We start from the raw sequence: 22,670 nt of genomic DNA on the forward strand, positions 1-22,670 counted from the left end.
TTAACGAAAATGGCCTGTTAAGGCGACATATGGCGTTGTTCCCGCCATCGTGTTTTATATGCTAAACACGATAGCGGAAATGTGTCGGTGTGTCGTGGAGTTTTTGTCTGCAACCGCACGCTATTGCGCTTCAGCCCGGCTGCTTTTCCTCTGCCAGCGTCAGCGCGGCCTGAGGTGCTTCCAGCGCCAGCAAAAAGGCTTTAATCTCCAGCCCTCCCGCGAAGCCGGTCAGTTTACCGTTGGCACCGATTACCCGATGGCACGGTGCGATAATCGAAAGCGGATTACGGCCATTGGCAGCCCCAACTGCACGAACCGCCAGCGGATGACCGATCTCGCGAGCAATCTGGCTGTAGCTGCGGGTTTCGCCAAACGGAATCGTCACCAGCGCCTGCCAGACTTTTTTCTGAAAATCGGTACCGACAAAGTCGAGCGGCAATTCGAAAAAGCGCCGTTCGCCGGCAAAATATTCCATCAACTGTCTGGCCGTTTCCTGTAACACCGGGTGTTCATCGTGACGGGTTTGCGGCAAAAACCGGGTACGTTTCGGATCGTCGTTTTCCCACAAAATACCGACCAGACCGCGATCGCTGGCGACCAGCTTGAGTTCACCGACAACGGTGACGATAGGTTTGAAGTAATACATGCTGATTCTCCGCTCACATATTCAGCAGCGATTATCGCACTTTTTATCGGCCGCGCTGGCTGTTTTCGGTCATGGCGATAAACTGTTGTGCTGTCCGAAAACAGCCAGTCTGCAGGTTCATTCCGGCGTAGGCTGCGCATTATTTGCCGGAGAAACGCCATGCTCGATCCCGAAATTGCCTACCAGGCGCTGACCTCACGTGATACCCGTTTTGATGGGGTGTTCTTCGTCGGCGTGACCTCAACCGGTATCTATTGCCGCCCGATCTGCCCGGTGAAAGCGCCAATGCAGAAAAACTGTCTGTTCTTCGGCAGCGCCGAAGCCGCTGAAAAAGCCCGATTCCGGCCCTGCCTGCGCTGCCGCCCGGAGCTGGCACCCGGAAATGCGCCGGTTGATCATGCCCATCGCATCGCCGATCGGCTGGTGCAGCGCATTGAGGAAGGTGTGCTGGAGCAGCATGAAGGGCTGGATGAGATTGCGGCAGAGTTCGGTATCAGCGCACGTCAGCTGCGGCGGATTGTGCAGCAGGAGCTGGGCGTCTCGCCGCTCGAGCTGAAGCAGACGCGTCGGATGTTGCTGGCAAAGCAGCTGCTGACCGAGACCCGGCTGCCGATTATTGACGTGGCCTATGCCAGCGGCTTTGGCAGTCTGCGGCGCTTTAATGATGTATTCCAGGCCCGTCACCGCATGACGCCCGGTGCCTTGCGTAAGGAGACGCTGCCGGCGGCGCAGCTGCAGCCTGGCGATACCATGCGGCTGCGGCTCAGTTATCGTCCCCCTTATGACTGGCAGGCGATGCTCAGCTTTTTGCAGCTCCGCCTGATGAAAGAGATTGAGGCGGTTGAAGATGGCTGCTACCGGCGCACCGTGGCGCTGGGCGACTACCGCGGCTGGGTCAGCGTGTCGCATCTGCCGGCAAAACAGGCGTTGCAGGTTGAGTTCACCAGCAGCTTAACGCCGGTGTTGCCGGCCCTGCTGCGTCGGCTGCGCGATCTGTTCGATCTCAATGCGCAGCCACAGCGGATTGCGGCGCATCTGCAGCAGGACCCGCTGCTGGCGCAGAGTCTGGCTGATTATCCCGGCCTGCGGGTACCCGGTGCCTTTGACGGGTTTGAGATGGGCGTGCGGGCGATACTCGGTCAGCAGATTACGGTGAAAGCCGCGACCACGCTGAGCAGCCGTTTTGCCCAGGCGTTTGGTGAAGCCTGCGTGACACCGTTCGCCGATCTGTCACGCTACTCAGCCCGCCCGGCGACGATCGCGCAGACCTCACTGGATGAGATTGCCCGCCTCGGGATAGTCAGCGCCCGCGCCAGGGCGATTCAGGCCTTTGCCAGCGCCTGTGCTGCGGGTGAGCTACGGTTCAATGCCACCCTGTCGCCTGAGGCGATGATGGCGCGGCTGATGAGCTTACCGGGCATCGGACCGTGGACCGCTCACTATATTGCGATGCGCGCCCTGCGCTGGCCGGATGCCTTTCCTAAAGAAGACATTGCGGTACGCAATAATCTGGGTGGCCTGACGGCCGCCGAAGCGGAGGCGCGCTCGCAGTCGTGGCGGCCGTGGCGCAGCTACGCGGTAATGCATATCTGGAAGAGTCTGTCGGTGGCGAAAGCGCAGAAAAAACAGTGACGGACAGGATGGGGGATAAATCTGCTCGCAACCAATTAGTTCAACGCGCAGGGAATACGGTCAGAAGAGGATGGCGCGGGCAGTCCGGATAAAAACGCGAAGCGTTGGCCCGGCAACGCACGCCCGCCCTGCGGCTGATGCTGCGGCAGGTTCTCATCCGGCAGGTTTAACTCTGTGCCACAGAAACGAAAAAAGCGCCTTAAAGGCGCTTTATTCTGAATTGGTGGGTCGTGCAGGATAAGCCGTGCCCCATCCGGGGCCACGCCCTGCGGGCGATGCTGGCGCATCAGCCTGAATCGCTCCCGGCGATTCAGTCGAACCTGCGGCAGGTTTAACTCTGTGCCGCAGAAACGAAAAAAGCGCCTTAAAGGCGCTTTCTTCTTAATTGGTGGGTCGTGCAGGATTCGAACCTGCGACCAATTGATTAAAAGTCAACTGCTCTACCAACTGAGCTAACGACCCGCTGGGGGCTTACAACCCTTCACTGCGCCGGGCGCCCGAAGTAAGATGGTGGGTCGTGCAGGATTCGAACCTGCGACCAATTGATTAAAAGTCAACTGCTCTACCAACTGAGCTAACGACCCATCTTAGGTTGTGAAGCAATGCTGAAGCGGTATCCTGAAAGGGCACGCAAACAAAACGCGCGTCTGACCGGAGATGGTGGGTCGTGCAGGATTCGAACCTGCGACCAATTGATTAAAAGTCAACTGCTCTACCAACTGAGCTAACGACCCATCTTCAGGCTTGCCAGACACGTTTGCAATGTGTCCCGGCAACGGCGGCATATATTACTGATTTACTGAGGTAGCGCAACCCTTATTTCTGCTAAAAGCTTCAATTGCTTACCTTTCATACGGCAAGACCAGAAATCACACGATATCCGGTCTGAACCGTACAGATTACATACTTGCCAGACGTTTTTGCGCCTGTTTGGCAGAATCGGTATTGGGATAAAGTTTAATCACCTGCTGGTAAACCGCTTTGGCTTTCGCCGTGTCGTTTTTCTCCTGCATGATGACGCCCACTTTCAATAACGCCTCTGCGGCTTTCGGCGACTTCGGATAGTTTTTCACCACCGTGGCATAATAATAGGCCGCGTCGTCCTTTTTGCCTTTGTTGTAATTCAGCTGTCCCAGCCAGTAATTGGCGTTCGGCTGATAGGTCGAATCAGGGTAACGTTTTACCCATGCCTGAAGCGCACTGATCGCCTGGTCGTACTGTTTCTTCTCCAGAATCAGCGCAACAGCCGCATTGTAGTCGCTGTTCGCATCGCCGGTCTGGGCCGGTGCGCTGCCCGTCGCTGCCGCCGCACCCGCGCCTGCTGCTGCGCCTGCATCGGCTGAAGCATCGCCGCTGGCCGCCTGCTGACCGCCGCTGTTGCTGCTGCTCAGGCTGTCAATCTGCTGGTAGAGCTGCTTCTGACGCTCAACCACCTGATTCAGCTGATACGAGTTTTGCTGGATTTGCCCACGCAGCGAGTCGATATCACGTTGGTTATCGCTCATCTGCTGTTGCAGTTGTTGCAGCAGCTGTGCCTGGGCATTAGAGATTCGTTCAAGAGTGGTGACACGGTCTTCGACCGAGCCGGAGCCAACGCTACTGATTGACGCTTGGGCATTAGCGGCCCAGGGGGCCGCTACGCCAATCAGTAACGACAGACTCAACAGGTGATGTCTGAAGTTACTAACCATGTGATTCTCTTAGTAGACCAGTACGGCACGACGGTTTTTAGAATACGCTGCTTCGTCATGACCCAGAACGGCTGGCTTCTCTTTACCGTAAGAAACGATAGACATCTGATCGGCCGAAACACCTTTGCCTTGCAGATACATTTTAACCGCGCTGGCGCGACGTTCGCCCAGGGCGATGTTGTATTCCGGCGTACCGCGCTCATCCGCGTGACCTTCGATAGTCACTTTGTAAGATGGGTTGCTACGCAGGAAAGCAGCATGCTGATCCAGCATCTGAGCGTAATCAGACTGAACGTCATATTTGTCCAGACCGAAGTAGACGATGTTGTTCTGCTGCAGCTGTTGCATCTGCAGACGCGCCTGCTCGTCAGAAGACATGTTGCCGCCGTTGGCGTTCATGCCAGAATTTGCACCGTAAGCGCCATCAGCACCCATGCCAGTCTGGTCATTGTTGTTGTTTTTGTGTGAGCTACAAGCCGCTACTGCCAGAACCGGCAGAGCCAGCATCAAACCCTTCAGCACTTTGTTCAGTTGCATTTCAAAAATCCCATTATTGTTTATTGTTTGTGATGTCTGTTAAGTCAGACATTACAGATACGGCGACCAGGCAGGAAATTTTACCTGTCCATCAGTTGCCGGAAGACGCGCTTTGAAACGGCCGTCGGTTGAAACCAGCTGCAGCACGGAACCCATCCCCTGAGTAGAGCTATAGATTACCATTGTGCCGTTCGGTGCCAGGCTCGGCGTTTCATCCAGGAACGTGTCCGTTAACGTTTGAACGGCTCCCGTTTCCAGATCCTGTTTGGCGACGTGTTGCGCACCGCCACTGGTGCTAATCATCACCATTGATTTTCCATCGGTGGCAACGTCCGCATCCTGGTTCTGACCACCTTCCCAGGTAATGCGTTGTGGCGCGCCGCCGTTGATACCTACTTTATAAATCTGAGGCGCACCGGCCTGATCCGAGGTGTAAGCCAGCGTCTGGCTGTCCGGGAACCAGGTCGGTTCAGTGCTGTTATAGCGGCCATCGGTGACCTGACGGGTCTGACCTGACGCCAGATCCATCACGTAGAGGTTAAGGCTGCCGGTTTTAGACAGGGCAAAAGCCAGCTTCGAACCATCCGGCGAGAAGGCCGGAGCACCGTTGTGACGTGGATAAGAAGCAACCTGACGGATAGCACCGTTAGACAGCGTCTGTACCACCAGCGCTGACTTGCCGCTTTCAAAGGTGACGTAGGCCACTTTGCTGCCGTCTGGCGACCAGGCCGGTGACATCAGCGGCTGCGGTGAACGGTGAACCACAAACTGGTTGTAGCCATCGTAATCCGCGACGCGCAGTTCATACGGGAACTGACCGCCGTTGGTCTGCACCACATAGGCGATGCGGGTGCGGAACGCCCCTTTAATGCCGGTCAGTTTCTCAAAGGTTTCATCACTGGCGGTGTGCGCAGCATAGCGCAGCCACTGTTTAGTCACCTTATAGGAGTTCTGTGCCAGTACTGTGCCTGGCGCAGCGCCGGTATCGACTAACTGGTAAGAAACCTGGTAACTGCCGTCCGGGTTGGACTGCACCTGACCCACCACCACGGCATCAATGCCGAGCGCGCTCCAGGCAGCAGGCTGTACTTCCTGCGCGCTGGTTGGCTGCTGTGGCAGACGTGAGCGATCCAGCGGGTTGAATTTACCGCTGTTGCGCAGGTCAGCCGCCACGATGCCGCCGATATCTTCTGGCGCAGCGCCAGCACCGGCCCATTTAAACGGCACCACGCCAATCGGACGTGCAGTATTCACGCCCTGGGTGATCTCAATTCGAACTTCTGCATGCAGCACGGCTGCCCACAGCAGGATAAAAAAGCCTAACGTAACGCGAAGAGCTTGCTTCATTTTATCTCCCTTATCTGAACCTCAGTCCACGATAATTGGCACTGTTCCTGGAAACCACGAGTACGACTTAAATACGGCAAGCTAACCTTAGATCAACTTGCCGTCAGTTACTGCATTATTGCGGTCTGAAACGCATTGGTGCGTTTTTAAACACTTCATACACAGCCTGTGAAGGCGGCTTCGGAATACGTGCCTGTTTGGCAGCGGCAATCGCTGCCTGACAGAGTGCGGGGTCGCCGCCTTCTGACTTAACATCAATCAACAATCCGTCAGGCGCAAGTTTAATCCGTAAATCACAACTTTTTCCGCGATACAGATCCGCATCATAGAATCGGCTTTGAATCGCACTGGTAATCTGACCAAGATAGGAGTTGATCTCCGCACCGGACGCACCGGCTTTCTTCTGATTACCCTGCCCTGCCGCGCCACCCGAGGTGCCGCTTTTCGGCGCATTTTTGCCGGAAGCCAGTCCGCCTAACAGGTCATCAACATCGCTGTCATTGGCTGCATCAGCGGCGGCTTTGGCCTTTGCATCGGCTTTAGCTTTCGCGGCGGCGTCGGCTTTCGCTTTGGCTGCCGCATCGGCTTTGGCTTTCGCAGCGGCTTCAGCTTTCTCTTTGGCCGCTTCTGCTTTGGCTTTGGCGGCGGCTTCAGCCTTCTCTTTGGCGGCTTCTGCTTTGGCTTTGGCTGCTTCTGCCGCTTTCTCTTTGGCTTCTTCAGCTGCTTTAGCTTTCGCGTCGGCCGCGGCTTTCGCTTTGGCTTCTGCTGCGGCTTTCGCCTCGGCGTCAGATTTCGCTTTGGCTTCGGCTACGGCTTTCTCTTTTGCTGCCGCGGCCGCCGCAGCTTTGGCCTGCTGATCGGCCTGTTTCTTCGCCTCAGCGGCCGCCTGCTTCGCCTGTTCGGCGGCGGCTTTGGCCTGCGCATCGGCTTCGGCTTTGGCATCTGCTTTCGCTTTAGCGGCGGCAGCTTCGGCAGTTTTTTGCTGCTCCTGCGCTTGCTTAGCGGCCTCTTCTGCCGCTTTCTGCTGCTCAGCTTGCTGCTTCGCCTGCTGTTTAGCGGTTTCCTGCGCTTCGAGACGCTCTTTCTCCAGCGCTTTCAGTCGCTGTTGTTCGGCCGCCTGTTTTTGTTGCAGCTCTTCAGCCTGCTGTTGCGCCTGCTTTTTACGCTGCTGCTCGGCGCGCTGGCTGTCGCTCTGCTGGTTCTGCTGACGGTTGTATTGACTCACTACCGCACCGGGATCGACCATCACAGCATCTATATCGCTGCCGCCGCCGCCGGCACTGCTGGCATCAATGTGCTCATTAAACGAGCTCCATATCAGCAGCGCGATCAGCACAATGTGCAGAATCACCGAAATGATTATCGCGCGCTTTAACTTCTCGTTTTGCTCGGTTGCCTTCGACACACTCGGTTCCCAAAAAACGGTTCGATTTTAAATCGGCTGCGTCATCAAACCGACAGATTTAACACCCGCCTGGTGCAGCAGGTTGAGCGCTTTAATAATTTCGTCGTAAGGCACTTCTTTCGCGCCTCCGATCAAAAAGACGGTCTTTGGATTGGCTTCCAGTCGACGCTGCGCTTCGCTGATCACCTGCTCAGGAGGCAGCTGATCCATACGATCGTGATCCACCACCAGACTGTACTGACCCACGCCCGCCACTTCGACAATCACCGGCGGGTTATCGTCACTGGCGACGGTTTTTGAATCGGTCGCATCAGGCAGGTCCACTTCCACACTCTGGGTAATAATGGGCGCCGTCGCCATGAAGATCAGCAACAGCACCAACAGGACGTCCAGTAGCGGAACGATGTTGATTTCCGACTTCAGGTCGCGGCGTTTGCGACCACGTACTCTGGCCATCATTAACCTCTATTTACTTAGCGCTATCGCTGGAGAAAGCCTGGCGATGCAGAATGGCGGTGAACTCTTCCATGAAGTTGTCGTAGCCCTGCTCCAGTTTATTCACGCGCTGGTTCAGACGGTTGTACGCCATAACCGCCGGGATCGCTGCAAACAGGCCGATTGCCGTGGCAATCAACGCTTCCGCAATACCCGGTGCAACCATCTGCAGGGTCGCCTGCTTCACCGCGCCCAGCGCGATAAAGGCGTGCATAATCCCCCAGACGGTACCGAACAGACCGATATATGGACTGATGGAGCCGACGGTGCCGAGGAAAGGAATGTGGTTTTCCAGCGCCTCCAGTTCACGGTTCATCGAGATACGCATCGCCCGGCTCGCGCCCTCGATCACCGCTTCCGGTGCGTGGTTATTGGCCCGGTGCAGACGGGCAAACTCTTTGAAACCCGAGTAGAAAATCTGCTCCGATCCAGCGAGTTCGTCACGACGACCCTGGCTTTCCTGATAGAGACGGGAGAGTTCGATACCGGACCAGAATTTGTCTTCAAACGCCTCCGCTTCGCGCCCCGCCGCGTTAAGAATACGCGTACGCTGAATAATGATCGCCCAGGAGGCAATCGAAAAGCCGATCAAAATCAACATGATAAGTTTGACCAGAAGGCTCGCCTTCAGGAACAAATCAAGAATGTTCATGTCAGTCACTGCTTGAACTCCGCGACAATAGACTTGGGAAGCGCAATCGGCTTCATCAGATGTGGGTTAATGCAGGCAATCAGGACTTCTGCCTCATTGAGCACTTTGCCTTCAGCATTCACGATACGCTGGGTAAACGTCATGGTAGCCCGGGTCATTGATGTCACTTCACTCTGGATCTCCAGAAGGTCATCAAGACGCGCCGCCGCCAGATAGTCCACCGTCATACGCCGCACCACAAAAGCGACCTGCTGTTCTAACAGCGTCTGCTGATTGAAATGGTGCTGACGCAACATTTCGGTACGTGCTCGTTCATAAAAAGCGATATAGCTGGCGTGATAAACCACGCCACCGGCATCAGTGTCTTCGTAGTAGACCCGAACCGGCCAGCGAAACAGCGTTGTACTCACTCTACATCCCGGCCTCGTTTTAAACGTTGCTACTATACGCAAGACAAATCGGGTTTGGAATGGGTCGCCAGAGCCAGGCGAAAATAATTATCGCTCCGTAACAAACGGAACGATTTCAGGGAGATTTCTTGACCGGACGCTGACAAAAACTCACTCACAGCGTCGATATGGCGGGAGGTTAAGCGTAAAAGCGGTAAAGCGCGATAAACAGCACCCCCATTGCCGGTAAGGGCGAAAACAGCGCCTGCCATCGGGTTTGCTGTGGCCGGAAACCCACGCCGTGGATCACCGCACTACAGATGGCCCAGATGAGCAGCAGCGCCTGCAGAGCCGGCAGTCTGCCGGTGTGATCGGCAAAGCGCGTCGGGTCCCACAGCACGCCGCCGGCCGTGACCAGCGCCAGCAGCAGTGAAAGGGCCCGTAACGGGCCCTTGTCCATCAGACGATACAGCATCTGAATCGGTGTGCGCATCAGTGCGACTCATCCTGCGCATCGATATGCTCAATCGCCAGCGCGGTGACGATACCAAAGGCACAGGCCAGCAAGGTGCCAAGAATCCAGGCAAAATACCACATGCGTCGTCTCCTTAATCAGTAGAGTGAGTGACTGTTGCTTTCGATGTGCTCTTTGGTGATACGGCCAAACATCTTCCAGTAACACCAACTGGTGTAAGCCAGAATAATCGGCACGAAGATCACCGCAGCGACGGTCATAATTTTCAGCGTCAGCAGGCTGGAGGTGGCATCCCACATCGTCAGGCTGATGCCCGGCACCGTGCTGGAAGGCATGATGAACGGGAACATTGCGATACCCGCCGTCATGATGACGCAGGCCAGAGTCAGTGAGGAGAACAGGAACGCCCAGGCGCCCTTCTCAAGCCGGGAGCAGATCACCGTCAGCAGTGGCAGCAGCACGCCGAGCAGCGGGAACAGCCACAGCACCGGCTGGTTCTGGAAGTTCACCAACCAGGCACCCGCTTCCCGCACCACGGTTTTACCCAGCGGATTCGAGGCGGCGAAGTGATCGAGGGTGCTGGTGACGACGTAGCCATCAATACCATATTTCACCCAGACGCCCGCCAGCACGAAGCAGACCATCATCACCAGCGCGGCAATCTGTGCGACCGCGCGTGAACGCAGATGCAGTTCGCCGCTGGTGCGCATCTGCAGATAGGTCGCGCCCTGCGCCAGAATCATCGCCACGCTGACTACGCCCGCCAGCAGGCCAAACGGATTCAGCAGCTGGAAGAAGTTACCGGTATAGAACAGGCGCAGATATTCATCGGCATGGAAGGGAACGCCCTGCAACAGGTTGCCGAACGCCACGCCAATCACCAGTGGTGGCACAAAGCTGCCAATGAAAATGCCCCAGTCCCAGGCACCGCGCCAGCGGTTATCTTCAATCTTGGAGCGGTAATCAAAGCCGACCGGCCGGAAGAACAGCGAGGCCAGCACCAGAATCATCGCCACATAGAAGCCTGAAAAGGCCGCAGCATAGACCATCGGCCAGGCGGCAAACAGCGCGCCGCCGGCGGTGATCAGCCATACCTGATTGCCATCCCAGTGCGGGGCGATGGTGTTAATCATGATGCGGCGTTCGGTATCGTTGCGGCCCAGAATGCGCGTCAGCATGCCGACGCCCATATCAAAACCATCTGCCACGGCGAAACCGATCAGCAGTACGCCTATCAGCAACCACCAGATAAAGCGCAGAACTTCATAATCAAACATGGTCGCTCTCCTTATCCCTGTACCGGCTGAGTCATCGCCGTGATCTGTTCATGATGGTAACGCCCGGTTTTCAGGCTGCTCGGCCCAAGGCGGGCAAATTTGAACATCAGGTACATCTCAGCCACCAGGAACAGGGTGTAGAGACCGCAGATCAGGATCATTGAGAACAGCAGATCGCCCACCGTCAGCGACGAGTTAGCGACTGCAGTCGGCAACACTTCACCGATGGCCCACGGCTGGCGACCGTATTCCGCCACAAACCAGCCTGACTCGATGGCAATCCACGGCAGTGGAATACCGAACAGGGCCGCTTTCAGTAACCAGCGGTTCTTGCCAATGCGGTTACGAATAACACTCCAGAAGGACAGCGTAATCACGCCCAGCAGCAGCACGCCACACAGCACCATGATGCGGAACGCGAAATAGAGCGGTGCCACGCGCGGAATAGAATCCTGTGTCGCCTGCTGGATTTGCGCTTCGGTGGCGTCAGAGACGTTAGCGGTATAGCGTTTCAGCAGCAGACCATAGCCGAGATCCTGCTTGTGGCTGTTGAAGGCTTCGCGTACCGCCGGGTCCTGGCTGCCGCCACGCAGTTCATTCAGCAAGGCGTAGGCTTTCATGCCGTTGCGGATGCGGACTTCATGCTGCGCCATCAGATCTTTCAGCCCGGTAACCGGTGTGTCGGTGGATCGGGTAGCGATCAGACCAAGCAGCCACGGAATTTGAATGGCATATTTGTTTTCGCGGGTCTCCTGATCCGGCAGGCCAAACAGAGTAAACGACGCCGGAGCGGGCTGGGTTTCCCATTCAGCTTCAATCGCTGCCAGCTTGGTTTTCTGCACGTCACCCATTTCGTAACCGGACTCATCGCCCAGTACGATCACCGACAGCACCGCCGCCATGCCGAAGCTGGCCGCAATGGCGAACGAGCGTTTAGCAAAGGCGATATCGCGTCCTTTCAGCAGATACCAGGCGCTGATGCCGAGAATAAACATCGCACCGGTGGTGTAGCCTGCCGCCACGGTATGGACGAATTTGACCTGGGCAACCGGGTTGAGTACCAGCTCGGAGAAGCTGACCATCTCCATGCGCATGGTTTCGAAGTTGAACTCAGAGGCGATCGGATTTTGCATCCAGCCATTCGCCACCAGGATCCACAGCGCCGACATGTTTGAGCCCAGCGCCACCAGCCAGGTGACGGCCAGATGCTGCACTTTACCCAGCCGATCCCAGCCAAAAAAGAACAGGCCGACAAAGGTGGATTCGAGGAAGAACGCCATCAGCCCTTCAATGGCGAGCGGCGCACCAAAGATATCGCCGACGTAGTGAGAGTAATATGACCAGTTGGTCCCGAACTGAAATTCCATGGTCAGGCCGGTAGCCACGCCGAGCGCGAAGTTAATACCGAATAACTTGCCCCAGAATTTCGTCATATCTTTATAAATCTGTTTGCCGCTCAGGACGTATACCGTCTCCATGATCGCCAGCAAAAACGCCATACCCAGCGTTAAAGGCACGAACAGAAAATGGTACATCGCCGTTAAGGCAAACTGTAACCGCGACAGCTCGACGATATCTAACATAATGACTCCTTGCTCCTCGCATTATCCCGTTACGCGCATCACAGAGGCGCGCGTAATCTGAGTCAGGAACGACTGTTTATTAATTCCAGTTTTTTATACCCAGCAGAACAGAGTGATGAGCTGCCCGTAGCTGGTGAATAACGGGTAAAGCAGCCCTGACTGTCAATGCAGCGCTAATCTCAACGTATGCAAAAACAACAGAAAAGCGGGTATCACCCCGGGTAGAGCAAACGTTTGAAAGTTTGTGTGAAAGGCTGAATTGATGTAGCGCAATTTACGCCTTTAGCGTTACGCTTTGCCAGCGGAATAGTTGGTTATAACTCGCGAATAATTGATCTGGAATAACGTAATAAATTTCCAGATAGGGTCAGGTAGGTTGCTTGTTATCAGGATGTCATCGTCGGGCTGAATATTATTTAAAAAATATTACCTTTGCTGCTTTTAATTAACTCCAGGCATTTTTCTGGCGGTTATTCTGCTGCGCCGTCGATTCAACAGCGCGGCCGGGTACCGGCAATAGAAGGCATAAAAAAAGCCACCCGCAGGTGGCTTTGATGTTCGATCTGTTTGGCTTATTTCGCCGGCAGGACAGCTTTCACCGCATCACCGATGTCAGCCAGGCTGCGAACGGTTTTCACGCCGGCCGCTTCCAGTGCCGCAAACTTCTCGTCTGCTGTGCCTTTACCACCGGCAATGATGGCGCCCGCATGGCCCATACGCTTGCCTTTTGGCGCCGTCACACCCGCGATATAACCCACCACAGGCTTGGTGACATGCTCTTTGATGAACGCCGCAGCTTCTTCTTCCGCGCTGCCACCGATCTCACCGATCATCACGATCGCTTCGGTCTGTGGATCGTCCTGGAACATTTTCAGGATGTCGATGAAGTTAGAACCTGGGATCGGGTCACCGCCGATGCCGACACAGGTCGACTGGCCGTAGCCGATGTCGGTGGTCTGCTTAACGGCTTCATAGGTCAGCGTACCTGAACGTGAGACGATGCCGACGCGGCCCGGCTGGTGAATGTGACCCGGCATGATGCCGATTTTGCATTCGCCTGGGGTGATCACGCCTGGGCAGTTTGGACCAATCATCCGCACGCCCGCTTCATCCAGCTTCACTTTCACGGTCAGCATATCCAGCGTCGGGATGCCTTCGGTGATGGTGATGATCAGCTTGATGCCTGCATCGATCGCTTCAAGGATGCCATCTTTACAGAACGGAGCCGGCACGTAGATCACGGTGGCGGTTGCGCCGGTCGCTTCTACGGCTTCACGCACGGTGTTGAACACCGGCAGGCCCAGATGAGTGGTGCCGCCTTTGCCTGGCGTGACGCCGCCAACCAGTTGGGTGCCGTAGGCCAGCGCCTGCTCAGAATGGAAAGTCCCCTGGCCACCGGTGAAACCCTGGCAAATGACTTTGGTGTTTTTGTCGATCAGAATGGACATTATTTACCCTCCGCGGCAGCAACAACACGCTGTGCGGCGTCTGTCAGGCTGGTTGCTGCAATGATGTTCAGACCGCTGTCCGCCAGTTTCTGGGCGCCCAGCTCGGCGTTGTTACCTTCCAGACGTACCACCACTGGCACGTTCACACCCACTTCAGCCACTGCGCCGATGATGCCGTCGGCAATCAGGTCACAGCGTACGATACCGCCGAAGATGTTAACGAATACCGCTTTCACTGCATCGTCAGACAGGATGATTTTGAAGGCTTCTGTGACGCGCTCTTTGGTTGCGCCGCCGCCAACATCAAGGAAGTTCGCCGGTTGACCGCCGTGGTGCTTAACGATGTCCATGGTACCCATCGCCAGACCTGCGCCGTTCACCATACAGCCGATGTTGCCTTCCAGGGCGACATAGTTCAGTTCCCACTGTGTAGCATGGGCTTCACGTGGATCTTCCTGGCTTGGATCGCGCATTTCGCGCAGCTCTGGCTGACGGAACAGCGCATTGCCATCGGCACCCAGTTTGCCATCCAGGCAGATCAGATCGCCCTGCTTAGTGATCACCAGCGGGTTGATCTCAACCATCGCCAGATCGCGCTCGAGGAACAGTGTCGCCAGGCCCATGAAGATCTTGGTGAACTGACCGACCAACTTGCCGGACAGGCCCAGTTTGAATGCCAGCTCACGGCCCTGATAAGGCTGTGGACCGGTCAGCGGATCGAGCGCCATTTTATGAATCAGGTGCGGGGTTTCTTCCGCCACTTTTTCGATTTCTACGCCGCCTTCAGTTGATGCCATGAAGATCACGCGACGCGTTGCACGATCGACCACCGCGCCCAGGTAAAGCTCCTGGTCGATGTCGGTTGCGGCTTCAACCAGAATCTGGTTTACCGGCTGGCCGTTCGCATCTGTCTGATAGGTTACCAGGCGTTTGCCCAGCCAGTTTTCAGCAAAGGCGCGAATCTCTTCTTTGCTGTTAACCACTTTCACACCGCCCGCTTTACCGCGGCCACCGGCATGAACCTGACATTTTACTACCCACGGGCCTGCGCCAATTTTCGAGGCAGCTTCTTCCGCTTCACGTGGTGTAGTACAGGCGTAACCGGTTGGTGCCGGCATGCCATACCGTGCAAACAGTTGTTTCGCCTGGTATTCGTGTAAGTTCATGATGTTCTATCCATTCAGGTCTGAAAAGAGTAAAGAGGTTGGGCGCGCGGCGAGGCGCGCCCGATGAAAATCAGACATCCAGCAGCAGGCGCGCCGGGTCTTCCAGCATCTCTTTCACCGCAACCAGGTAGCCGACAGATTCACGGCCATCGATCAGACGGTGATCGTAGGAGAGCGCCAGATACATCATTGGCAGCACCACGACCTGACCATTGACCGCCATAGGACGATCTTTGATGGCGTGCATGCCGAGGATGGCACTCTGTGGCGGGTTGATGATCGGGGTCGACATCAGCGAACCGAAGACGCCACCGTTGGTGATGGTGAAGTTACCGCCGGTCAGATCGTCAACCGTCAGCTTGCCGTCACGACCTTTCACCGCCAGTTCTTTAATTTTCTTCTCGATATCAGCCATGCTCAGCGCATCGACATCGCGCAGCACCGGCGTCACCAGGCCGCGTGGCGTGGAGACCGCAATGCTGACGTCAAAGTAGTTGTGATAAACCACATCCTCGCCATCGATAGAAGCATTCACTTCCGGATAGCGTTTCAGCGCTTCAACTACCGCTTTGATGTAGAAGGACATGAAGCCCAGACGCACGCCGTGACGCTTCTCGAAAGCCTCGCCGTACTGCTTACGCAGATCCATGATCGGCTTCATGTTGATTTCGTTGAAGGTGGTCAGCATCGCGGTGCTGTTCTTCGCTTCCAGCAGACGTTCGGCAACACGTTTACGCAGACGGGTCATCGGCACGCGTTTTTCGCTGCGGTTAGCGACCGCAGGCTGTGGCGCACTGTCAGCGGCTGGCGCAGCGGCGGCTTTCGGCGCAGCAGGCTTGTTGGCCAGATGTTTTTCAACATCTTCACGGGTCAGACGACCACCCACACCGCTGCCTTTGATCTGCGAGGCATCGAGGTTATGTTCCGCAATCAGGCGGCGAATTGCCGGGCTGAGCGCATCGTTGCTCTCTTCTTCCAGTGAGGCGGTCTGACGCTGAGCCGGAGTCGACTCTTTGCTTTCAGACTTCGCGCTGCTCTCTTTACCGCCGCTGTTGCCCTCTTTCAGACGACCGAGGATCTGGCGTGAAGTGACGGTTGCGCCCTCATCTTCCAGCACGGCTTCTAAAATGCCGTCAGCGGATGCAGGCACTTCCAGCACCACTTTGTCAGTTTCAATTTCGACCAGCACTTCATCGCGAGTGACTGCATCGCCTGGTTTTTTGTGCCAGGTTGCCACGGAGGCATCGGCAACCGATTCAGGCAGGTCGGGAACGAGAATATCTACGCTACTCATTATCTTTCCTTTTAATTAATCAACGTTCAGCGCGTCATTAACCAGGTCTTGCTGCTGTTTTTGGTGTACGGACATGTAACCCACGGCCGGTGAAGCGGATGCCGGGCGGCCTGCATAACGTAAGGTGGCACCAAATGGCACAACTTCACGGAAATGATGCTGGCTGCAGTACCAGGCGCCCTGATTCAGGGGTTCTTCCTGACACCAGACAAAATCCTGCACATGGGAATACGCTTTTAAAGCTTCCTGTACCGCTTGATGCGGGAACGGATAGAGCTGCTCGATACGCACGATAGCGACATCGGTCTGCTCGTTTTTACGGCGCTGTTCCAGCAGGTCGTAATAGACTTTACCGGAGCAAAGCACGACGCGTTTAACGCCCTGCGGATCGAGATCGTCGACTTCGCCAATCGCCGGTTTGAAACTGCCGTTAGCCAGCTCATCCAGCGTGGAGATCGCCAGCGGATGACGCAGCAGCGATTTCGGCGACATCACAATCAGTGGACGCCGCATTCCGCGCAGCGCCTGACGACGCAGCATGTGATAAACCTGCGCCGGCGTAGACGGCACGCAGACCTGCATGTTCTGCTCAGCGCAGAGTTGCAGATAGCGCTCAAGGCGCGCTGAGGAGTGCTCAGGACCCTGACCTTCGTAGCCGTGCGGCAGCAGCATGACCAGGCCACACATCCGGCCCCATTTCTGCTCGCCGGAGCTGATGAACTGGTCGATCACCACCTGAGCACCGTTGGCGAAGTCACCGAACTGCGCTTCCCAGATGGTCAGAATGCGTGGCTCTGCGGTGGCATAACCATATTCAAACGCCAGTACCGCCTCTTCTGATAGCACGGAATCCCAGACTTTGAACTGGCCCTGGCCGCTGTGCACGTGATGCAGCGGAGTATAGGTCGAGCCGTTCGCCTGGTTATGGATTACCGCATGACGGTGGAAGAAGGTACCGCGACCGGTATCTTCGCCCGACAGGCGAACCGGAATGCCTTCATCAACCAGCGTGGCGTACGCCAGGTTTTCAGCACCGCCCCAGTCAAAGGCTTTCTCGCCTTCGGCCATCAGACGGCGATCGTTGTAGATCTTGGCGACGCGTGACTGAACTTCTACCTCTTCCGGGACCTGGCTGATACGCAGCGCCAGTTCCTTCAGACGTTTCATGTCGACCTGGGCCGGATACGGCTCGTCCCACTCGTGATTGAGGTAAGGCGACCAGGTAAAGGAGTGCAGGCTCATCGGCCGCCACTCTGGCACCACGCATTCGCCGGCATCCAGCGCATCGCGGTAGAGATTGACCATTTCGGTCGCATCTTCCTGGGTCGCTACCCCTTCACTTTCCAGACGGTCAGCATAGATTTTACGCGGCGTCGGGTGCTTTTTGATTTTCTGGTACATCAGCGGCTGGGTCGCACTCGGCTCATCGGCTTCGTTGTGACCATGACGGCGATAGCAGACCAGATCGATAAACACATCACGTTTGAAGGTGTTGCGATAATCAAGCGCCAGACGGGTAACAAACGCCACCGCTTCCGGGTCATCTGCATTGACGTGGAAAATAGGGGCCAGCACCATTTTGCCGATGTCGGTGCAGTACGGCGTTGAACGCGCATCTTTCGGGTTGGAGGTGGTGAAACCTACCTGGTTGTTGATCACGATGCGAACGGTACCGCCCACTTCGTAACCGCGTGCCTGAGACATGTTCAGGGTTTCCTGCACCACGCCCTGGCCGATTACCGCGGCATCACCATGAATGGTGATCGGTAAAACTTTGTTGCTGCTTGGCTCTTCCAGACGGTCAAGACGGGCGCGTACCGATCCCATCACCACCGGGCTGACGATCTCCAGATGCGACGGGTTAAACGCCAGCGCCAGGTGAACCAGGCCGCCTTCGGTTTCAACGTCAGACGAGAAGCCCATGTGGTACTTCACGTCACCGGTGCCGAGGTGCTCTTTATGCTTACCGGCGAACTCGTCGAACAGATCCTGCGGCTTTTTACCCAGCACGTTGATCAGCACGTTGAGACGGCCACGGTGCGCCATGCCGAGCACGACTTCGCGGGTGCCGCTTTTACCGGCATGACGGATCATTTCGCGCAGCATCGGAACCAGCGCATCGCCCCCTTCGAGGGAGAAGCGTTTGGCGCCCGGGAATTTAGCCCCGAGATATTTTTCCAGCCCTTCTGCCGCGGTCAGCTCTTTCAGGAAACCTTTTTTCTCTTCGCGGCTGAATGACGCATGGCCCACCACCGATTCCAGACGCTGCTGAATCCAGCGTTTCTCGTCGGTGTTATTGATGTGCATATATTCTGCACCAATTGAGCCACAGTAAGTCTGGGTCAGCGCCTCGAACAGATCGGCCAGCTTCATGGTCTCTTTGCCGATGGCAAAAGAGCCGACGTTAAAGCTTTCCTGAAAATCGGCGTCGGTCAGATCGTGAAAAGCCGGGTCCAGATCGGCAACCCGATCCTGCTTCCACAGGCCGAGCGGATCGAGATTGGCGTGCTGATGGCCGCGGAAACGAAACGCGTTAATCAGCTGCAGCACTTTCACTTGCTTCGAGTTGGTTTCTGGATCGGAGACGGATGAGGTGTAACGAGATGCATCTTTCGCCAGGCGACGGAAGTACTCACGTGTGGTGGAGTGAAACTGCTCAGGTTTCATTCCGGTGCCCGGTAACTGTTGGAACATCGAGCGCCACACTGCATCGACAGAGTCAGGATCGGTCAGGAAATCCTCATAGAGTTGCTCTATGTAAGACTGGTTCGCGCCGGCCAGCCAGGAGGAGTCCAGCCAGGGCTTCATCGCGCTGTTCTGCATTGTGATCCCTTAAGCATTGCTATGCTTTTTTGAGGTTTCATTTGTTGCCGCTTTCGCGGTTTGCCGTAGTGAGTTCAGCGATACGAGCACTGTGCGCAGCGCGCGTGGCCCGTAAGGGAACCTTTGTAAACGTGGTACCAGACCGCGCTTACAGAGGCTTCCGTAAACCACCGGGAACCTGAGGTTCCCGGATGGTGTGGTGCTTATGCCCCGCGTTGCAGCAGCATCGACTTAATATGGCCGATGGCGCGCGTCGGGTTTAGCCCTTTCGGGCATACGCTCACACAGTTCATGATGCTGTGACAGCGGAATACACTGAAAGCGTCGTTCAGATTGTCGAGACGCGCATCGGTTTCGGTGTCGCGGCTGTCGATCAGGAAGCGGTACGCGGCCAGCAGGCCGGCAGGCCCGATAAACTTCTCCGGGTTCCACCAGAATGACGGGCATGAGGTTGAACAGCAGGCACAGAGAATACATTCGTATAATCCATCCAGATGTTCGCGCTCATCCGGCGACTGCAGATGCTCACGTGCCGGCGGATTTTCCCCATTATTCAACAGGAAAGGCTTAATTTTCTCATATTGTGCATAAAACTGGCTCATGTCTACTACCAGGTCACGCACCACCGGTAAACCCGGCAGCGGACGGATAACGATTTTCTGTTTACCGTTACCCAGCGCAGAGACCGGCGTGATGCAGGCCAGTCCGTTTTTACCGTTCATGTTGAGGCCGTCGGAGCCACAGACGCCTTCACGGCACGAGCGACGAAACGCCAGCGTCGGATCTTTCTCTTTCAGACGAATCAGCGCGTCCAGCAACATCATGTCGCGACCATCTTCCGCTTCCAGGCTGTAATCCTGCATCCGCGGTTTGTCGTCGACCTCTGGATTGTAGCGATAAATTGAAAACTCGAGTCTCATGATCGTCTCCGAAATTAGTAGGTACGCACTTTCGGCGGGAAGGCCGCGCGCAGTTTCGGCTGCATGTTCACCTCACGGCGCGTCATGCTCTCGGTTTCCGGGACATAAAGACTGTGGCACAGCCAGTTCTCATCATCACGATCCGGGAAGTCGAAGCGACTATGTGCACCGCGGCTCTCGGTGCGATAGTTAGCCGCCACCGCCGTGGCAAACGCCGTCTCCATCAGGTTGTCCAGTTCCAGACATTCAATACGCTGCGTGTTGAAGTCCGGCGAGCGGTCATCCAGACGCGCCGATTTCAGGCGTTCGCGGATCACTTTCAGCTCTTCCAGGCCCTGCGCCATTGCATCGCCTTCACGGAATACCGAGAAGTTATTCTGCATGCAACGTTGCAGCGCTTTGCGAATCTCAACCGGGTCTTCACCGGTGGTGTTATTTTCCCAACGGTTAAAGCGCGCCATCGCCGCATCAATCTCATCTTCAGAAGCATCACGCAGTTCGCCCTGCTCCTGAATGCTTTCCAGCAGATGCAGACCCGCAGCGCGGCCAAACACCACCAGGTCGAGCAGCGAGTTGCCGCCCAGACGGTTGGCACCGTGAACCGATACGCAGGCGATTTCGCCCACTGCAAACAGCCCAGGAATCACCACGTCTTCGCCCTGCTCATTCACCCGCAGCGCCTGACCGGTCACTTTGGTCGGAATGCCGCCCATCATGTAGTGACAGGTTGGAATCACCGGAATCGGTTCTTTAATCGGGTCGGCATGGGCAAAGGTGCGTGACAGCTCAAGAATGCCAGGCAGACGTGACTCAAGCACCTCTTTACCGAGGTGATCGAGTTTCAGTTTAATGTGCGGGCCCCACGGACCATCGCAGCCGCGACCTTCGCGAATTTCGATCATCATCGAGCGCGCAACCACGTCACGGCCCGCCAGATCTTTCGCATTCGGCGCGTAGCGTTCCATGAAGCGCTCGCCATGTTTATTCAGCAGATAACCGCCTTCACCACGGCAGCCTTCGGTCACCAGCACGCCCGCGCCGGCGATGCCGGTTGGGTGGAATTGCCACATCTCCATGTCCTGCACCGGTACGCCTGCGCGCAGCGCCATACCCACGCCGTCACCGGTGTTGATGTGTGCATTGGTGGTGGACTGGTAAATACGGCCTGCCCCGCCGGTCGCCAGTACGGTGGCTTTGGCTTTAAAGTAGACGGTCTCACCGGTTTCGATACAAATCGCGGTACAGCCGACAATTGCGCCGTCGGCATTTTTCACCAGATCCAGCGCGTACCACTCAGAAAAGATAGTGGTCTTATTTTTCAGGTTCTGTTGGTACAGCGTATGCAGCAGGGCGTGACCGGTACGGTCGGCTGCTGCCGCGGTACGTGCCGCCTGCTCGCCACCGAAATTCTTCGACTGGCCGCCGAACGGACGCTGATAGACACGACCATCATCCAGACGCGAGAACGGCAGGCCCATGTGTTCCAGCTCCAGAATCGCTTCCGGTCCGGTTTTACACATATATTCAATCGCGTCCTGGTCACCGATATAGTCGGAGCCTTTGACGGTGTCGTACATGTGCCATTCCCAGTTATCTTCATGGGTATTACCCAGCGCAACGGTAATACCGCCCTGCGCAGATACGGTGTGGGAACGGGTCGGGAAAACTTTAGATAACAGGGCGCAGCTCTGGCCGGCCTGGGAGATTTGCAGTGCGGCTCGCATTCCTGCGCCACCTGCGCCGATCACCACGGCATCGAACTCTCTGATTGGCAAACTCATTTACACACCCCACACCACAACAAATCCATAAATCGCATACCACAACAGCGCCACCACAATCACAAACTGCAACACCAGACGGGTTGGCAGCGATTTGACGTAGTCTGTTAACACCTGCCACATGCCAATCCAGCCGTGGATCAGAATCGAGAACAGCGTCAGCAGGGTGAACACTTTAGTGAATGCGGAAGCGAAGAAGCCACGCCACAACTCATAGGTCAGCGTGTCAGTCATCACCACAAAACCGAGGATGTAGACGATGTAGAGCGTAATCAGAATTGCGGTTGCCCGCAGCAGCAGCCAGTCCTGGATACCGTTGCGACCCAACGCGGATGCATTGCTTACCATACGAGGACTCCCGCCAGAATTGCCAGCACGACAGTGATTACAAAAGTCATATAAGCTGAACGCTTACCCACCTGCAGGGTTTCAGCCAGATAACCAAAATCCATCAACATATGACGAATCCCGCTCACCGCGTGATAGGCCAGCGCCGTTAAAATGCCCCACATGATAAACTTCGCGAAGAAGCCATCCATGATGGTTGCAGCGTGCTGGAAACCTTCCGGAGAGGAGAGTGAGAGACCGAGTAGCCACAGCAGGATGCCAAGAGCAACCAATGTGATTACGCCGGAGACGCGGTGAAGAATGGACGATATTGCAGTAACGGGAAACCGGATCGTCGAGAGATCCAAGTTGACAGGTCTTTGTTTTTTCACGGTTTTGCCCACACAGCTCTTTTTTATTTTGCTTCCTCCGGACCTGAGGCGGAGTCTAATCACAACGCGTGGCAGACTTTAACCGTCACCAAAAAAGCAACATCCAGTGTTAATTGACGCGGTAGAAACGCTGGGTGGCTCCTGGTGTCAGGGTGTTCCGGAGACCTGGCAGGAGTATAGGAGGATCACATTCTGATTACAATTCCCCTACAAACTCTTTGGTAAATTTTAGATGGAACAGTGATCCTACTCACGATTTTCACAATTGATACAATTTTAATTATCTGATTTGACAATAGTTCAACAATTCAGTTACAAACTAACGCTACAAATTCCTATGATGCACAAAAGTTATGGGGATACACTTTCCCCTAAGCGCAAGTTATGTAA

21 protein-coding genes and 3 tRNA genes are annotated in these 22,670 nt (G+C 55.9%); 1 reads left to right on the plus strand and 23 read right to left on the minus strand.

All coding sequences use genetic code 11. The annotated features are described in order from the left end of the window. Positions 1-130 precede the first annotated feature (130 nt). The gene (locus ABIB18_RS02410) at positions 131-646 is read right to left on the minus strand and encodes a methylated-DNA--[protein]-cysteine S-methyltransferase (RefSeq protein WP_031376826.1); all 516 of its coding nucleotides are present in this window, start codon (positions 644-646) and stop codon (positions 131-133) included. 159 nt (positions 647-805) lie between these two features. On the opposite strand from ABIB18_RS02410, the gene ABIB18_RS02415 reads away from it, so the two are divergent. After that, complete coding sequence (locus ABIB18_RS02415) at positions 806-2,278, plus strand: AlkA N-terminal domain-containing protein (protein ID WP_354473594.1); 1,473 nt, start codon at positions 806-808, stop codon at positions 2,276-2,278. A gap of 386 nt (positions 2,279-2,664) precedes the next feature. Here the strand turns inward: ABIB18_RS02415 and ABIB18_RS02420 are convergent. The 22 genes from ABIB18_RS02420 to sdhC all read right to left on the minus strand — a co-directional run bounded on the left by ABIB18_RS02420 (position 2,665) and on the right by sdhC (position 22,292). Then, positions 2,665-2,740 (minus strand) — tRNA-Lys (locus ABIB18_RS02420). Positions 2,741-2,786: 46 nt separating this feature from the next. Then, positions 2,787-2,862: transfer RNA gene (locus ABIB18_RS02425), tRNA-Lys, on the minus strand. Between the two features lie 74 nt (positions 2,863-2,936). Then, positions 2,937-3,012: transfer RNA gene (locus ABIB18_RS02430), tRNA-Lys, on the minus strand. 165 nt (positions 3,013-3,177) lie between these two features. Beyond that, positions 3,178-3,969, minus strand: a complete 792-nt coding sequence (gene cpoB, locus ABIB18_RS02435) for a cell division protein CpoB (RefSeq protein WP_046288452.1) — start codon at positions 3,967-3,969, stop codon at positions 3,178-3,180. A gap of 9 nt (positions 3,970-3,978) precedes the next feature. Then, positions 3,979-4,506, minus strand: coding sequence for a peptidoglycan-associated lipoprotein Pal (gene pal, locus ABIB18_RS02440; protein ID WP_354473595.1), 528 nt, complete (start codon positions 4,504-4,506; stop codon positions 3,979-3,981). Between the two features lie 51 nt (positions 4,507-4,557). Further along, a complete protein-coding gene (tolB, locus tag ABIB18_RS02445; protein WP_031374833.1) occupies positions 4,558-5,853 on the minus strand; it encodes a Tol-Pal system beta propeller repeat protein TolB in 1,296 nt (431 codons plus the stop codon). 115 nt (positions 5,854-5,968) lie between these two features. After that, positions 5,969-7,258, minus strand: a complete 1,290-nt coding sequence (gene tolA / locus ABIB18_RS02450) for a cell envelope integrity protein TolA (RefSeq protein WP_069728040.1) — start codon at positions 7,256-7,258, stop codon at positions 5,969-5,971. A gap of 27 nt (positions 7,259-7,285) precedes the next feature. Then, entirely contained in the window at positions 7,286-7,714 is a 429-nt protein-coding gene (gene tolR, locus ABIB18_RS02455; protein WP_010260764.1) for a colicin uptake protein TolR, read from the minus strand. Positions 7,715-7,727: 13 nt separating this feature from the next. Further along, positions 7,728-8,414, minus strand: a complete 687-nt coding sequence (gene tolQ, locus ABIB18_RS02460; RefSeq protein ID WP_031374831.1) for a Tol-Pal system protein TolQ — start codon at positions 8,412-8,414, stop codon at positions 7,728-7,730. Then, a complete protein-coding gene (ybgC, locus tag ABIB18_RS02465; RefSeq protein ID WP_031374830.1) occupies positions 8,411-8,815 on the minus strand; it encodes a tol-pal system-associated acyl-CoA thioesterase in 405 nt (134 codons plus the stop codon). Before ybgC ends, tolQ begins: the two co-directional genes overlap by 4 nt. Positions 8,816-8,993: 178 nt before the next feature. Then, positions 8,994-9,287, minus strand: coding sequence for a cyd operon protein YbgE (gene ybgE, locus ABIB18_RS02470; RefSeq protein ID WP_031374829.1), 294 nt, complete (start codon positions 9,285-9,287; stop codon positions 8,994-8,996). Then, a complete protein-coding gene (cydX, locus tag ABIB18_RS02475) occupies positions 9,287-9,391 on the minus strand; it encodes a cytochrome bd-I oxidase subunit CydX (RefSeq protein WP_069728038.1) in 105 nt (34 codons plus the stop codon). The genes ybgE and cydX overlap by 1 nt, the downstream gene beginning before the upstream one ends. A 15-nt stretch (positions 9,392-9,406) precedes the next feature. Beyond that, positions 9,407-10,546, minus strand: coding sequence for a cytochrome d ubiquinol oxidase subunit II (cydB, locus tag ABIB18_RS02480; RefSeq protein WP_069728037.1), 1,140 nt, complete (start codon positions 10,544-10,546; stop codon positions 9,407-9,409). Between the two features lie 11 nt (positions 10,547-10,557). Next, entirely contained in the window at positions 10,558-12,129 is a 1,572-nt protein-coding gene (gene cydA / locus ABIB18_RS02485) for a cytochrome ubiquinol oxidase subunit I (RefSeq protein WP_031374827.1), read from the minus strand. 572 nt (positions 12,130-12,701) lie between these two features. After that, positions 12,702-13,577, minus strand: a complete 876-nt coding sequence (gene sucD / locus ABIB18_RS02490) for a succinate--CoA ligase subunit alpha (protein WP_021508535.1) — start codon at positions 13,575-13,577, stop codon at positions 12,702-12,704. Next, positions 13,577-14,743 (minus strand): ADP-forming succinate--CoA ligase subunit beta, encoded by a 1,167-nt coding sequence (sucC, locus tag ABIB18_RS02495; protein ID WP_046288453.1) that lies wholly within the window; start codon positions 14,741-14,743, stop codon positions 13,577-13,579. Before sucC ends, sucD begins: the two co-directional genes overlap by 1 nt. 70 nt (positions 14,744-14,813) lie before the next feature. Beyond that, positions 14,814-16,037: a 2-oxoglutarate dehydrogenase complex dihydrolipoyllysine-residue succinyltransferase gene (gene odhB / locus ABIB18_RS02500; protein WP_069728036.1), complete on the minus strand. Its 1,224-nt coding sequence runs from the start codon at positions 16,035-16,037 to the stop codon at positions 14,814-14,816. A gap of 15 nt (positions 16,038-16,052) precedes the next feature. Beyond that, the gene (gene sucA, locus ABIB18_RS02505; protein ID WP_031374825.1) at positions 16,053-18,860 is read right to left on the minus strand and encodes a 2-oxoglutarate dehydrogenase E1 component; all 2,808 of its coding nucleotides are present in this window, start codon (positions 18,858-18,860) and stop codon (positions 16,053-16,055) included. Positions 18,861-19,063: 203 nt separating this feature from the next. Beyond that, positions 19,064-19,780 (minus strand): succinate dehydrogenase iron-sulfur subunit, encoded by a 717-nt coding sequence (locus ABIB18_RS02510; protein WP_031374824.1) that lies wholly within the window; start codon positions 19,778-19,780, stop codon positions 19,064-19,066. 14 nt (positions 19,781-19,794) lie between these two features. Continuing rightward, positions 19,795-21,561 carry a succinate dehydrogenase flavoprotein subunit gene (sdhA, locus tag ABIB18_RS02515; RefSeq protein ID WP_031374823.1) on the minus strand — a complete coding sequence of 589 codons (1,767 nt, stop codon included), beginning with the start codon at positions 21,559-21,561 and terminating at the stop codon, positions 19,795-19,797. After that, positions 21,562-21,909, minus strand: coding sequence for a succinate dehydrogenase membrane anchor subunit (gene sdhD, locus ABIB18_RS02520; RefSeq protein ID WP_031374822.1), 348 nt, complete (start codon positions 21,907-21,909; stop codon positions 21,562-21,564). Beyond that, complete coding sequence (gene sdhC / locus ABIB18_RS02525) at positions 21,903-22,292, minus strand: succinate dehydrogenase cytochrome b556 subunit (protein WP_046288454.1); 390 nt, start codon at positions 22,290-22,292, stop codon at positions 21,903-21,905. The genes sdhD and sdhC overlap by 7 nt, the downstream gene beginning before the upstream one ends. Positions 22,293-22,670: the final 378 nt, after the last annotated feature.

This window comes from Pantoea sp. UYEF8 (genome assembly GCF_040546285.1).
GTDB classification, from domain to species: domain Bacteria; phylum Pseudomonadota; class Gammaproteobacteria; order Enterobacterales; family Enterobacteriaceae; genus Pantoea; species Pantoea brenneri.